Origin of the sequence: Sphingobium yanoikuyae, from assembly GCF_013001025.1 — a bacterium.
Lineage (GTDB): Bacteria > Pseudomonadota > Alphaproteobacteria > Sphingomonadales > Sphingomonadaceae > Sphingobium > Sphingobium yanoikuyae_A.
In genome coordinates, this window is sequence record NZ_CP053021.1 from 1,367,857 (window position 1) to 1,381,273 (window position 13,417).

Sequence of the window (13,417 nt, forward strand, 5' to 3'; positions counted from 1 at the left end):
TGCGCGTTTGTCCCTGTCCGCCTATCGCCGCCGCGAACGGCCGGAACGAAAAGGATAGCGCGGCGATGCACATATTGGTCGATGCCGACGCCTGCCCGGTGAAGGAGGAAATCTACAAGGTTGCCTTCCGCCATGGCGTGCCGGTCACCATCGTCAGCAACAGCCCGATCCGCATTCCGGCGCATGAGTTGATCGACCGCGTGGTGGTGAGCGACGGGTTCGACGCCGCCGATGACTGGATCGCCGAACGCGCCGGTGCCGATGCGCTCTGCATCACCGCCGACATCCTGCTCGCCGACCGTTGCCTCAAGGCCGGTGCCGGGGTGATCTCCCCCAACGGCAAGCCCTTCACCAGCGCCTCGATCGGTAGCGCGATTGCTGTGCGGGCGATCATGGCGGACCTGCGCGCCGGCGCCGTGGGCGATCCAATCGGCGGGCCGCCGCCTTTCTCCAAGACGGATCGTTCGCGCTTCCTGTCCGCGCTGGACGAGGCCATCGTGCGGATCAAGCGGGGGCGGTGATGGGCGATTATGATGCGATAATCCTGGGTGCCGGCGCCGCGGGTATGATGTGCGCCGCGACTGCCGGCCAGCGCGGCCGCCGGGTGCTGCTGGCCGACCATGCCGATGCACCGGGCAAGAAGATCCTTATCTCCGGCGGTGGGCGCTGCAATTTCACCAATACCCATACCGCTGCCGACCGCTATCTGTCGGCCAATCCGCATTTCGCCAAATCGGCGCTGGGCCGCTACACGCCGCAGGATTTCCTTACCCTGATCGGCCGCTATGGCATTGCCTGGCATGAAAAGACGCTGGGGCAGCTGTTCTGCGACGGATCGGCGAAACAGGTCGTGGCGATGCTGGAAGAGGAATGCGCGGCCGGCGGCGTGACCATGGCGCTGGGCCAGCCGGTGACGGATATCAGCCATGGCGATGGCCTGTTTCGCGTCAAGCTGGGCGATCGCATCGTGTCGGCGCCGTCTTTGGTGCTGGCGACCGGTGGCCCGTCCATCCCGAAATTGGGCGCGACGGGCATCGCCTATGAGGTCGCGCGCCAGTTCGATCTCAAGGTGGTGCAGCCCCGGCCGGCACTGGTGCCCTTCACCCTGGGGCCGGACGACGCCCTGTTCCAGTCGCTCTCCGGTGTATCGGCCGAGGTGGAGGTGCGCTGGAACAAGACCCGGTTTCGCGAGGCGGCGCTGTTCACCCATCGCGGCCTCTCCGGCCCGGCGATGCTGCAGATTTCCTCCTATTGGGAACATCGCACGCCGATCCACGTCAATTTCCTGCCCGACCTCGGCGTGGACTGGTTGCTGGCCGAAAAGCGCAACCGTCCACGCACCGGCTTGCGGCGTATGCTGGCCGAGCATTTTCCCGAGCGCATGGCGGACGCCCTGCTCGAACGGATCGGGGCGCAGGGCGACCTTGGCAATCTGCCCGACAAGACCCTGCGCCAGATTGGCGAGCGGCTGGCGGGCTGGTCCTTCATACCGTCCGGCACCGAAGGCTATGCCAAGGCGGAGGTCACGGTCGGCGGCATCGCCACCGCTGGCCTGTCGTCGCGGACGATGGAAGCCGCCAAGGTGCCGGGCCTCTACGCCATTGGCGAGGCGGTCGACGTCACCGGCTGGCTCGGCGGCTATAATTTCCAATGGGCCTGGGCCAGCGGCTGGGCGGCGGGGCAGGCGCTCTAGGCACGCCCCACGGTCTGCGCCTGCGCGGCCGCGATGCTGGCCTGAAGATGCTGGCGGCGGAAGGGCTTGGAAAGGCGCGGAATATCCGGGGCGATCAGGTCGACGCCTTCATAGCCCGATATGATGAGCAGCGCGATCTCGGGATGGTCGACGCGCAACCGCAGCGCCAGTTCGGCGCCGGTCATGCCGGGCATGATATGGTCGGTGACGACGATGTCGGGCCGGAAATCGGCGGCGATCATGCTGAGTCCCAGTTCGGCATTGTCGATGTCGACCACGTCATAGCCAAGGTCGGTCAGCATTTCCCGCGTGCCATGGCGGACCAGGGCATTGTCGTCGATCAGCAGCACCTTGCCTTGCGTTGCTGTGATCTCGCCGCCATCACCATCCGCCACCACGGCCACCGGCTTCTGCTTCTCGATCGGCAGCCAGAGCTGGACTTCCGTGCCCTGGCCCACTTCGCTGACGATTTCGAGCGCACCGCCCAACTGGCCGGCCAGGCCATGCGCCATGGACAGGCCAAGCCCGGTGCCATGACCGACCGGCTTGGTCGTGAAGAAGGGCTCGGTTGCAGATGCCTGGACCGCCGGGGTCATGCCGATGCCGGTGTCGGTGATGCGCAGGCAGACAAATTGGCCGGGGATCAGTGGCACGGGGAGGCGGCTCTTGCACCGTTCGGCGGAAATGATGACCTGGCCGCCGTTCGGCATGGCGTCGCGCGCGTTGACCACCAGGTTGAGGATGGCCAGTTCCAGCTGATGTCGATCGGCGCGTACCGGCGGCACATCCGGCGCGGCATCGACATGGAGAATGATCTGCGGGCCGACCGTGCTGACCAGCAAGGTCTGCATATTCTCCAGCGTCTCGGAAAGATTGACCGATGTCGGTTGCAACGGCTGGCGACGGCCGAAGGCCAGCAGCCGCTTGACCAGCGTCTGCGCGGTTTCCGCCGCCTGCATCGCGATATTGGCGGTACGGGCGACCGCTTCGGGGGATCGACCACCGGCGATGATCTGGTCCAGCCCGCCGATGATCGGCGTCAGCAGATTGTTGAAGTCATGCGCGACATGCCCGGTCAACTGGCCCAGCACGTCCATCTTCTGGATTTGCCGCAGCTTGTCCTGCGCGCTTTCCAGTTCGCTCGTGCGTTCGCGCACGCGCTGGTCTAGATGATCGTTCAGGGATTCGAGTGCGCTGAAGAGTCGGCCATTTTCGAGTGCGGTGGACGCGGCCCGTGCCAGCGCTTCGAGCAGCGAAATCTCATTGTCGGTCGGCATCGCCGGTTCGGACCAATAGGCGCCCACGGCGGCGATCGGGTCGACCCGGCCGATCGGCACCATGATCATGCTGCGGACGAAGGTCTGGCTATAGGCATCGACCGGCACCCGGACATCGTCGAATATGTCGGCGATGACCGCGGTTTCCTGGTTCAGCATCGCCCAGCCGGACACACAGGTTTCCGCCGGGAATCGTTGCCCGGCCCATAAAGGCGCCTTGGCGTCCTCGGCGATATAATGGCATTTGTCGCCGTCGCGCAGCACGACCGCGATACCGTCTGCGCCGACGGCGCGGCGGGCGAAGGCGCGCAGGACGGCGACCACCGCATCCAGGGACCGCGCGCCGGCCAGGGCTTCCATGGCCTCGGCCGCTATGGTCCAGCGGGCCGCGAGCGCCTTCTGAGTCGAATGGTCTTCCCGGCCATATGCTCCATTCATCGTGTGACCTCTGAAGTGGAAGGGAATCGCACTATATCATCGATCAGACGGGCAGGGGAAATGGAGATTTGTCAGTAGGTTAAGACTAGGTATGATTACATAATATACGCAATTTTACGGCTTGTTCGTGCGGGCGCGAAGCCATGAAATGCGGGGGGTCGAAATCGCCGTCATGGCTGCGGCGGTTCATTTTCCTGGGGCTGGGTCGGCGCGATCCGCGGTGGGGGCACGCCCTGCGGCGGCAGCGGCAAAGGCTGGTCGGACGGAATGCGAAGCTGGTTGCCATCGATCGTGACGGTCATTCCGCCCTGATCCATGCCGACGCCGACATTGCCGATGCCGGTTTCGACGCTGACATTGGCGATGGCGTTTACCAGGTCGGGATCTTGCTCTTCCTCGGGCACCTTCTCGACTGGCTCGTTGATGGCGCCGGCCATGAAATTGCGCCAAATACGTGCTGGCACACCGCCGCCGGCCGCGCCGCCGGGCAGCGGGGCATTGTCGTCATTGCCGATCCACACTGCCGTCACCAGGCCGCCGGCATAGCCGACGAAAATCGCGTCGCGACTATCCTGGGTCGTGCCGGTCTTGCCAAAGGTGCTGGTGCGCAGCGCGGCGGCGCTGCCAGTGCCGCGATTGGCGGCGGACGACAGGAGGTCGCGGATCATTTCGAGCTGGTCGTCGCTGAAATGACGCTGGCGCTTCATCAGGCGATCGAACCAGCCCTGTTCCTCGGGGGGCAGGCCATGGGCGAGCACCGGATAGGCGCCGGCCGCCACCGACGCATAGGCCTCGGCCAGTTCCACCAGCGGGATTTCCGACGTGCCGAGCGCGAGGCTGAGATCCTCGGTCAGCGGCGCGGTAACGCCCAGATCGCGGGCAACCTTGATGACATTGTCGACGCCGACCTTCTGGGTCAGGCGCACGGCTGCCACATTGCTCGACGCGGCAAAGGCCTGGCGCAACGTGATGCGGCCGCGATATTTGCCGCCATGATTGGCCGGGCGATAGGTGCCGGTGGTGATCGGCGTATCCTCGATCATGTCGTCGGGCGTCATGCCGGCGCGGAACGCGGCGAGATAGACGAACAGCTTGAAGGTGGAGCCGGGCTGGCGCTTCGCCTGCACGGCGCGGTTGAAGCTGCTCTTCTCGTAATTCTTGCCGCCGATCATGGCGACGACGCTGCCGTCGGGCTTCATCGCCACCAGCGCCACCTGTGCCCCGCCCAGCGGCGCGCGCCGGATCGCGGCTTCGGCGAGGCGCTGGATGCGCCAGTCGAGCGTCGTCTTCACCTCCTGCGCGCCATAGACGGCGCCCGCCCGGTCGCGCGCTTCGGGCAGCACCCAGTCGGCAAAATAGGTGCCGCTGGTGGCATCCGGGGACTCGCGCACATCAAGGCGGGCCGGGGCGAGCTGATCGCGCTGGGCCTTGCTGATATAGCCGGCCTCGACCATCGCCTGCGTCACCAGCGCGGCGCGGGCGCGCGCGCCCTTCAGGTTGCTGGTCGGTGCAAGGCGCGAGGGCGCCTTCAGCAGGCCGGCCAGCATCGCGGCCTGGGATATGGTCAGCCGTTCGGGCTGACGATCGAAATAATGGAGCGAGGCGGCGCGCAGGCCATAGACATTGTCGCCGAAATAGACGTTCGAGAGGTAGCGTTCGAGGATCTGGTCCTTGGTCAGCCAGGCCTCCAGCCAGAAGGCGATCAGCGCTTCGCGCGCCTTGCGGCCCATGGTCCGATCGCTCGACAGGAATACGCCCTTGGCCAGCTGCTGGGTGATGGTGCTGCCGCCCTGCGATGATCCATCGGACCAGATATTGTGCCACATGGCGCGGGCGATGCCGCGCGGATCGACACCCCAATGGTCATAGAAGCGGCGATCCTCGATCGCCATGAAGGCCTGGGGGACATGGGCGGGCAGCTTGGCCACCTCCACCGGCTTGTCGATGATGGCGCCGCGCCGCGCGACCAGATGGCCGTCGGCCGACATCAGGCTGATGCTGGGCGGGGCAATGGGCTGGAGCGAACGCGACATCGGCGCCGTCACCGCCAGCCAGGCGATGATCAGCATCAACAGGGCCAGCCCCACCGCCACGATCCAGCCGAAAATCTGCAGCCGCCGCTTCCACGGGGTGGGCGGGGCAAAGGCGCTGGGCGGGCCGGCGCCGAACGGGCGCGCTTCGTCAGCAGCCGGGGCGGGCGTGCCGGTAGGGGCGGGGTTGGGCAATTCGGTCATCGGCACGGCCATGCTGTATTATGTTGTTGATACGGTCAAGTCTGTCCCGCGACGGGACATCCCGGATTTTACGAAATTTGCCATGGAACTAATGGTAAATATCGCGTTAACCAATCCTTATGAGAAACCGAGTCCTCGTCCTCACCAACGAAGCCGCCCGGCACCCCTTTCGGCAGCGGCTGCCCCGTCACATTTTCCAGCTGACGGACGATGCGTCGTCGCAGGCGCGTCGCCGCCGCGATGTGGCCGTCTCCGACGACAATGACTGGAAGCTGTTCGTGCTGAGCTTCTCGGCCTTCTTCACAGCTTTCTACAGCTTCATCTTCTAAAGCTCGCCGCTGCAGGCCGGGCCGTCACAGGCCTTGTGCAGCCGCCAGGCCAGCCAGGCGCAGGGCAGGCACATCGCCGCCACCAGCAGCAGCTGATAGACCACCTCCAGGCCGGCTAGGGTCAGGCCGATCGCGATCAGTGATCCGACCACCATGGCGCCGGAATTGACGATATTATTGGCCGCCACGGTGCGCGCCGCTTCGCACTTCTCGACCGTGGTCGTGAGGAAGGCGTAGAGCGGCACCACGAACATGCCGCCAAAGGTCGCCACGCCGAGCAGGCAGAGCGACAGCGGGATCGCCATCGGATGGGCGAGGAAGCCGGCGAGCGGCAGCATCTGGCCGCCCGGCGCCGGCGTCCACAGGTCACACACCACATGGAAGGCGATGATGCAGCAGCCCATGCCGATCACCGACGCGGGTGCATATTTGGCCGAGACATGGCCGGCGAGCAGCCGGTTGATCGCGATCGATCCGATCGCGATGCCGATCGAGAAGATCGCCAGGAACAGGCTGGCGACCGACTTGTCCGCGGTCAGGACATTCTTCACCAGCGGCGGGAACTGGATGAACAGCACCGATCCCACGGCCCAGAAGAAGCTGATCGACATGATCGCCAGATAGAGGCGCGGAATATGCATCGTGCCGCGCACCAGCGCGACCGAGGATCGGATGACGTGGAAGTCGATCGGCTGCTTGGCGAGCAGCGATGGGGCAGGGGGCACGGCCCGGCTGGCAAAATAGCCAATGAAGGCGGTCACCACCACGCCGATGGCCGCGGCCTCGATCGGGATGATGCCGGCGAGGATGGTGCCGGCCAGGATCGCGATATAGGTGCCGGCTTCCACCAGCCCGGTGCCGCCCAGAACCTCGTCATCGTGCAGATGTTGGGGCAGGATCGCATATTTGATCGGGCCGAAGAAGGTGGAGTGGATGCCCATCGCGAACAGCGCGGCGAGCAGCAGTGGGATCGCCAGGATATGGACGGCAATGCCGCTCCAGATCAGCGCCAGGCCGGTCGCGCCGACCGTCATGATGATGATTTCGGCTGCCTTCACCCAGCGGATGATGACGGCCTTGTCGCGCTGATCGGCCAATTGGCCCGACAGGGCGGACAGCAGGAAGAAGGGAATGATGAAGATGCCGGTGGCCAGCGCACTGAACCAGGTTTCGGACCGCTCGTCATTATAGACCTGATACACCACGAACAGCACCATGGCGTTCTTGAACAGGTTATCGTTGAAGGCGCCGAGAAGCTGGGTGATGAAAAGCGGCAGAAAACGGCGCTTTTTGAGGAGCCTGAGTGAGGCTTGCATGAGTGCGTTTGGCTTTTCGCTGTGGACGACCGGGGGGCGGTCTAGCCGCTGCAGGCGGGCCTGTCCAATTTCCTGTTCACTTCTTGCTGCCTTCGCTTGTGCCCGATGCGGGACTGTGGCAGGTCGCCCTGATGCTGACGCTGCCCAATTTGCTGACGCTTTCGCGCATCATCACCGTGCCCTTGCTGGTGGCCCTGTTGTGGCCCGGCGAGATGGGCGCGCGCTGGACCACGGGCTATGGCCTTGCCTTCGGTCTCTACTGCCTGATGGGCATCACCGACTATTTCGACGGCTACCTCGCCCGTGCGCAGGGTGCGGTGTCGAAGCTCGGCGTGTTCCTTGATCCGATCGCGGACAAGATCATGGTCGGCGCGGTCATCCTGATGCTCGCCGCGACGCGCGACATCGCCGGCATCCATATCGCGGCCGCGATGATCATCCTGCTGCGCGAGATTGCCGTGTCGGGGCTGCGGGAATTTCTGGCCGGCCTTCAGGTGTCGGTCCCGGTGTCGCGCCTCGCCAAGTGGAAGACGACGTTCCAGTTGATCGCGCTGGGCGCCTTGATCCTGGCCGGCGCCGTGCCGCAATTCCCCTTCGTGCAGAGCGTTGGCATCCTGACCCTGTGGGCCGCCGCGATCCTGACGCTGATTACCGGCTGGGATTATCTGCGCGTTGGCATCAAGCATATGGATTGACCGGCATGGCGACTGTGACCCTCGTCTATTTTGCCTGGGTGCGCGAAGCCATTGGCCGCGATGAGGAGCGGGTCGAACTGGCTTCGCCGGATGAGACTGTAGCGGAACTGGTGGCGCGACTGGCGGCGCAGGGCGGTGGCTATGCCGAAGCGCTGGCCGATCCGGATCGGTTGCGCGCGGCGCTGGACCAGCAGTTTGTCGGTTTCGATCAGGCAATCGGCACGGCGCGGGAATTGGCGCTGTTCCCGCCGGTCACGGGTGGATGAAACGGGTCGCCATCCAGGCGGATGATTTCGATATTTCGGCCGAGCTTGCCGCGCTCGAAGCGCTGGGCGGCGGCGGGGTGGCCAGTTTCACCGGTATCGTCCGCGGCGAAGAGGGGCTGGTGGCGCTGGAACTGGAACATTATCCGGCGATGACGCAGCGCCAGGCCGAACGGATCGCGGAGGAGGCGATGGCGCGCTGGCCGCTGCTGGGACTGTCCATCATTCATCGCCATGGCCGGCTGCTGCCGGGCGAGCGGATCGTGTTCGTCGGCACGGCATCACGGCATCGCGCGGCGGCGCTGGAAAGCTGCGCCTTCCTGATCGACTGGCTGAAATCGCGCGCGCCCTTCTGGAAAAAGGCGCATTATGCCGATGGCGCAGGCGCCTGGGTCGCGCCCCGCGCCGAGGATGAGGCCAAGGCGCAGGATTGGGATCGCTGATCGATCAGGCGGCGTTGGCGCGGATTGCTGGATGGTCCGCCGCGTCGCGCAATATCTCGGCGAGCAGATGGAATTCCTTTTCGCGCGGGCTGTTCTTGCGCCAGACCAGGGCAATGTCGCGCCAGGCATGATCGGACTGCAGCGGGCGTGCGGTGATATTGGTATGTTCCAATATGCCGCCGGCCAGCGCCATTTCCGGCAGCATCGTGACGCCCAGGCCATTGTCGACCATCTGGATCAGCGTGTGGAGCGAGGTGCCCATCATCGTCGCGCTGGCGCGCAGGTCGGGGCGATTGCAGGCGGCCAGCGCATGGTCCTTCAGGCAATGCCCGTCCTCCAGCAGCAGCAGCTTGTTCTCGTCGATCATGTCCGGCTTGATCCAGTCCGGCGGATTGGTCGGATCGTCGCGCGGGAAGGCGACATAGAGCGGATCCTGGAACAATATCTCGCTATCCAGTTCGCCGGTCGGATAGGGCAGGGCCATCAGCACGCAGTCGACATTGCCATGGCGCAGCGAATCGATCGCCGCCTGGGTCGTTTCCTCGCGCAGATAGAGTTTCAGTTCCGGCCGGTCGGCGCGCAGGCGGGGAAGCAGACGGGGTAGCAGGAAGGGCGCAATCGTCGGGATGACGCTCATCCGCAATTCGCCGGTCAGCGGCTTGCCTGACGCCTCGGCGATCGCGGCAAGCTCCTCCGCCTCGCGCAGGACGCGGTGCGCCTTTTCGACGATGCGATCGCCCAGCGCCGTGAAGCGCACGACGCGGCGCGTTCGCTCGACCAGCGTGACGCCGATCAGGGATTCCAGTTCGCGGATGCCGGCAGACAGGGTGGACTGGGTCACATAGCAGCTGTCGGCTGCCTTGCCGAAATGGCCATGTTCCTTCAGCGCAACCAAATATTGCAGCTGTTTGAGCGTGGGCATGTAGTTCGACATTTATCGGATTCCTGAATTAGAAATCCGAATATAAGCGAATTATCCGATATAACCAAGATATTTGGCGATGCCGAAGGCCGACGTCAGGGTCAGGATGATGCCGACGGCCACGAACAGCACTTTAGGCGCGACATGGCGGGCCAGCATGGCGCCAAAGGGGGCTGCCACCACGCCGCCGATCAGCAGGCCGATCGTGTAGGTGGTGAAGCTTTCCCAGCCCAGATGGAACAGGAAGGTGAGGCTGATCGACAGGGTCAGAATGAATTCGACGCTGTTGACCGTGCCGATGGTGTGGCGCGGGCTCGATCCCTGGATCAGCAGGTTGGATGTCACGACCGGACCCCAGCCGCCGCCGCCCGACGCGTCCATGAATCCGCCGACCAGGCCCAGCGGCGCGACCCATTTCGGGCTCTTGCTGTGCGGGGGGAAATGGAAGCCGCGCCAGATCAGGTAGATGCCGATCGCTGCCAGGTAGAACTGGACGAAGGGCTTGATGATCGCGCCGTCGATGTTGGAGAGCAGGTAGGCGCCGGCCACGCCGCCGATCACGCCGGGAATGACGAGCCGGGCGAACAGGCCCCAGTCGACATTGCGGTGCAGGATATGGCTGATCGCGGACACGCCGGTGGTGAAGGTTTCGGCGGCATGGACGCTGGCGGACGCACGGCTGGGCGGCACGCCCATGGCCAGCAACAGGGTGCTGGAAATCACGCCATAGGCCATGCCGAGGGCGCCATCGATAATCTGCGCGCCGAAGCCGATCAGGATGAAGGGCAGTATTTCGCCAAAATGGGCGATAAATGTGTCGATCATCCAATCACCTTCGTTCTAATTGTCTACCTCAATGATTGGTATATCTTGAGGCGCCAAGCAAGTTTCTGTTTTGGGCCGGGAAGGCGAATTAGGGCGCGCTCTGGAAAAATTGCCGCTTAATCTCTATGTTGCTGGCAACAGGGTAAAAGGGGCGCGCCAGCAGGGCGGGTCCGTTCAGGGACGTTTCGATGCTGCGTAATCTCATCGCCTATCTGGATTCGGTCAAGTCGCGCGACCCTGCGCCGCGATCGCGGGCGGAAATCCTGCTTTATCCCGGTATCTGGTCGCTGGCCTTCCATCGCGTGGCGCATCGTCTCTATCGCGCGCGGCTCTATTTCCTGGCGCGGGCGGTCAATCATCTGTCGCGCTTCCTGACCGGCAATGACATTCATCCCGGCGCGAAGATCGGCAAGCGCTTCTTCATCGATCATGGCTTCACCGTGATCGGCGAGACGGCGGAGATTGGCGATGATGTCACCCTCTATCAGAATGTGACGCTGGGCGGGACCGATCCCGCCAACGGGATTGCCGGAAAGCGCCATCCGACGCTGGAGAATGGCGTGATCGTGGGGTCGGGTGCGCAGGTGCTGGGGCCGGTCCGTGTCGGCGCCCGTGCCCGTGTCGGCGCCAATGCGGTGGTGACCAAGGATGTGGCGGAGGCCGCGACCATGGTCGGCATTCCCGCGCGCGCGATGCTGGTCGATGTCACCGCCTATCAGCGCGACTTCCTGCCCTATGGCACGCCCTGCTCCGATTGCTTCGATCCGGAAAAGCAGAAGCTGGAATTGCTGCAGTGCGAAGTGGAGCAGTTGCAGAAGCGGTTGGCCGAGTTGCTGGCGCAGAAGCAGGCGCCCGAACTGCCTGCCGATGACGTCGCCCTGTTCAAGGAGCGTGGCCGGGCCTGATGTCCAATGTGACGCCGTTCCCAGCACCCAACGGCCAGCAACAGGGGCAGGTCGGGTTCGATCGCCTGGAATTGCAGCGGATCATGGATCTCTATGGCCGCATGGTCGCTGCCGGACACTGGCGCGACTATGCCATGGACCTGGGGCGTGAGGCGGCAATTTTCTCCGCTTTCCGGCGTTCTGCCGAGCGTCCTGAATATCGGATCGAGAAGCGGCCGGCGTTGCGCAACCGCCAGGGCATGTGGGCGCTGGTGGGTGAAGCGGGTCATGTGCTCAAGCGCGGGCAGGAGTTGCAGGGGATATTGGCGCCTGTCGAACGCAAATTGATGCGCATCGTCGAGGACTGATCCGCCGATCCGGTTAATTGCGCCCGCGCGCTGCGGCAGTTCGGCGCATTTTCCATTCGCCCCACGTCCACATGTGCCCGCGTAGCGCCAAGTCGCGTTGCAACAGCGTCATGACCCGACTTATGCTGCATCGCGTCAACAGGTGGCTGGTTCCACTGACGCGGCAACTGACCGAACAGGCCGGGGGCTTCGATCTTTGTCAGGGCGAGAGGTGCGCGCATCCGGATTTTCCGGAGCGCTCTGTCGCGTCCTGTCCGGGTCGGGGCGATCGGTTGCGGGCATATTGTCGATTAGCTTGCACATTGGACAAGGAGAATTGTCATGCGGATCGTGATGACCGGATCTGGTTATGTTGGTCTGGTATCGGGCGCCTGCCTCGCGGATTTCGGCCACGAAATCATCTGCGTCGACAAGGATGAGCGCAAGATCGCCAAGTTGCGCGAAGGCGGCGTGCCGATCTATGAGCCGGGCCTGGCCGATCTCATCGCGCGCAACGTCAAGGCGGGCCGGTTGAGCTTCACGACCGATCTGGCAACGTCCGTGGCAGACGCCGATGTCGTCTTCATTGCGGTCGGTACGCCGGCGCGTCGGGGCGATGGCCATGCCGACCTCAGCTATGTCTATGATGCCGCGCGCGAGATTGCCGGGGCGCTCAAGGGCTTTACCGTTGTGGTTACGAAGTCGACCGTGCCGGTCGGCACCGGCGACGAAGTCGAACGGATCATTCGCGAAACCAATCCCGACGCCCAATTCGCGGTCGCCTCCAATCCCGAATTCCTGCGCGAGGGCGCCGCGATCGAGGATTTCAAGCGCCCGGATCGCATCGTCGTCGGCATCGAGGACGAGCGCGCACGCCCGGTGATGGAAGAGGTCTATCGCCCGCTCTATCTCAACCAGGCGCCACTGCTGTTTACCGGTCGTCGCACCAGCGAACTGATCAAATACGCCGCCAACGCCTTCCTGGCGATGAAGATCACCTATATCAACGAGATGGCCGAATTGTGCGAACGGGTCGGCGCGGATGTGCAACAGGTAGCGCGTGGGATCGGCCTTGATAACCGGATCGGTTCAAAATTTCTTCATGCTGGCCCCGGCTATGGTGGCTCCTGCTTCCCCAAGGACACGCTGGCACTGGTCAAGACGGCGGAAGATTCCGGCGCGCCCATTCGCCTGATCGAAACCACCGTCGCGATCAACGAAAGCCGCAAGCGCGCCATGGCGCGCAAGGTGATCGGCGTGTGCAACGGATCGGTGCGGGGCAAGACGATTGCGGTGCTGGGCCTGACCTTCAAGCCCAATACCGACGATATGCGTGATGCGCCGTCGCTGTCGATCATCCAGGCACTGCAGGATGGTGGCGCGCAGATCCGCGCCTTCGACCCCGAAGGGATCGAGGCGGCCCAGCCGCTGCTGCAGAATGTCGATTTCTTCCACGATCCCTATGCCGCAGCGCAGGGGGCATCGGCCGTCGTGCTGGTCACCGAATGGGACGCGCTGCGCGCGCTCGACCTGTCGCGCCTGCGCGGCGTGATGGCCGGCAATGGCCTGGTCGACCTGCGCAACATCTATCGGCCCGAAGTCGCTGAAGCGGCTGGATTTATCTATGACAGCGTTGGCCGTGGCATGGCGCCGGAGCCTGAAATGCTGGTTGAAGCTGCCGAGTAAAAGTTCCTCGCCTCGTCGCAAAAATGGCTGATTTGCGACGAGGCGAGCTTGTCTGGAAGCAATTG

14 protein-coding genes are annotated in these 13,417 nt (G+C 64.2%); 9 read left to right on the plus strand and 5 right to left on the minus strand.

Translation table 11 applies throughout. From position 1 onward, the window contains the following. Positions 1-65 precede the first annotated feature (65 nt). Complete coding sequence (locus tag HH800_RS07095) at positions 66-521, plus strand: YaiI/YqxD family protein (protein ID WP_169860639.1); 456 nt, start codon at positions 66-68, stop codon at positions 519-521. Further along, complete coding sequence (locus HH800_RS07100; protein ID WP_169860640.1) at positions 521-1,693, plus strand: NAD(P)/FAD-dependent oxidoreductase; 1,173 nt, start codon at positions 521-523, stop codon at positions 1,691-1,693. Before HH800_RS07095 ends, HH800_RS07100 begins: the two co-directional genes overlap by 1 nt. Here HH800_RS07100 and HH800_RS07105 read toward each other — a convergent pair. Together HH800_RS07105 and HH800_RS07110 are read right to left on the minus strand one after the other, a co-directional pair. Beyond that, positions 1,690-3,408, minus strand: coding sequence for an ATP-binding protein (locus HH800_RS07105; protein ID WP_169860641.1), 1,719 nt, complete (start codon positions 3,406-3,408; stop codon positions 1,690-1,692). The genes HH800_RS07100 and HH800_RS07105 overlap by 4 nt on opposite strands. Positions 3,409-3,578: 170 nt before the next feature. Continuing rightward, on the minus strand, positions 3,579-5,654 hold the full coding sequence (locus tag HH800_RS07110) for a transglycosylase domain-containing protein (RefSeq protein WP_169860642.1): 2,076 nt from the start codon (positions 5,652-5,654) through the stop codon (positions 3,579-3,581). A gap of 107 nt (positions 5,655-5,761) precedes the next feature. Here HH800_RS07110 and HH800_RS07115 point away from each other — a divergent pair, with 107 nt between their 5' ends. Continuing rightward, positions 5,762-5,971 (plus strand): hypothetical protein, encoded by a 210-nt coding sequence (locus HH800_RS07115; RefSeq protein WP_004212393.1) that lies wholly within the window; start codon positions 5,762-5,764, stop codon positions 5,969-5,971. On the opposite strand, the gene HH800_RS07120 is transcribed toward HH800_RS07115, so the two are convergent. Further along, positions 5,968-7,287 (minus strand): MFS transporter, encoded by a 1,320-nt coding sequence (locus HH800_RS07120; protein ID WP_097382938.1) that lies wholly within the window; start codon positions 7,285-7,287, stop codon positions 5,968-5,970. The two genes, HH800_RS07115 and HH800_RS07120, sit on opposite strands and share 4 nt — an antisense overlap. Before the next feature lie 131 nt (positions 7,288-7,418). Between HH800_RS07120 and pgsA the strand changes: the two genes are divergently transcribed. The 3 genes from pgsA to HH800_RS07135 are packed head-to-tail and all read left to right on the plus strand — an operon-like array spanning position 7,419 to position 8,688. Beyond that, a complete protein-coding gene (pgsA, locus tag HH800_RS07125; protein WP_004212395.1) occupies positions 7,419-7,982 on the plus strand; it encodes a CDP-diacylglycerol--glycerol-3-phosphate 3-phosphatidyltransferase in 564 nt (187 codons plus the stop codon). Between the two features lie 5 nt (positions 7,983-7,987). Further along, complete coding sequence (moaD, locus tag HH800_RS07130; RefSeq protein ID WP_169860643.1) at positions 7,988-8,248, plus strand: molybdopterin converting factor subunit 1; 261 nt, start codon at positions 7,988-7,990, stop codon at positions 8,246-8,248. Then, entirely contained in the window at positions 8,245-8,688 is a 444-nt protein-coding gene (locus HH800_RS07135; RefSeq protein ID WP_004212400.1) for a molybdenum cofactor biosynthesis protein MoaE, read from the plus strand. Before moaD ends, HH800_RS07135 begins: the two co-directional genes overlap by 4 nt. A gap of 4 nt (positions 8,689-8,692) precedes the next feature. Here HH800_RS07135 and HH800_RS07140 read toward each other — a convergent pair whose 3' ends face one another. Together HH800_RS07140 and HH800_RS07145 are read right to left on the minus strand one after the other, a co-directional pair. Then, positions 8,693-9,622, minus strand: a complete 930-nt coding sequence (locus HH800_RS07140) for a hydrogen peroxide-inducible genes activator (protein WP_004212401.1) — start codon at positions 9,620-9,622, stop codon at positions 8,693-8,695. A 39-nt stretch (positions 9,623-9,661) separates the two neighbouring features. Continuing rightward, the gene (locus HH800_RS07145; RefSeq protein ID WP_004212403.1) at positions 9,662-10,435 is read right to left on the minus strand and encodes a sulfite exporter TauE/SafE family protein; all 774 of its coding nucleotides are present in this window, start codon (positions 10,433-10,435) and stop codon (positions 9,662-9,664) included. A 188-nt stretch (positions 10,436-10,623) separates the two neighbouring features. Here HH800_RS07145 and epsC point away from each other — a divergent pair, with 188 nt between their 5' ends. The 3 genes from epsC (at position 10,624) to HH800_RS07160 (ending at position 13,352) form a co-directional block, all read left to right on the plus strand. Then, positions 10,624-11,340 (plus strand): serine O-acetyltransferase EpsC, encoded by a 717-nt coding sequence (gene epsC, locus HH800_RS07150; protein WP_004212405.1) that lies wholly within the window; start codon positions 10,624-10,626, stop codon positions 11,338-11,340. Next, positions 11,340-11,687, plus strand: coding sequence for a DUF2794 domain-containing protein (locus tag HH800_RS07155; RefSeq protein ID WP_004212406.1), 348 nt, complete (start codon positions 11,340-11,342; stop codon positions 11,685-11,687). Before epsC ends, HH800_RS07155 begins: the two co-directional genes overlap by 1 nt. Positions 11,688-12,008: 321 nt before the next feature. Further along, positions 12,009-13,352, plus strand: a complete 1,344-nt coding sequence (locus tag HH800_RS07160) for a UDP-glucose dehydrogenase family protein (RefSeq protein WP_004212408.1) — start codon at positions 12,009-12,011, stop codon at positions 13,350-13,352. The last annotated feature ends 65 nt before the right edge of the window (positions 13,353-13,417 follow it).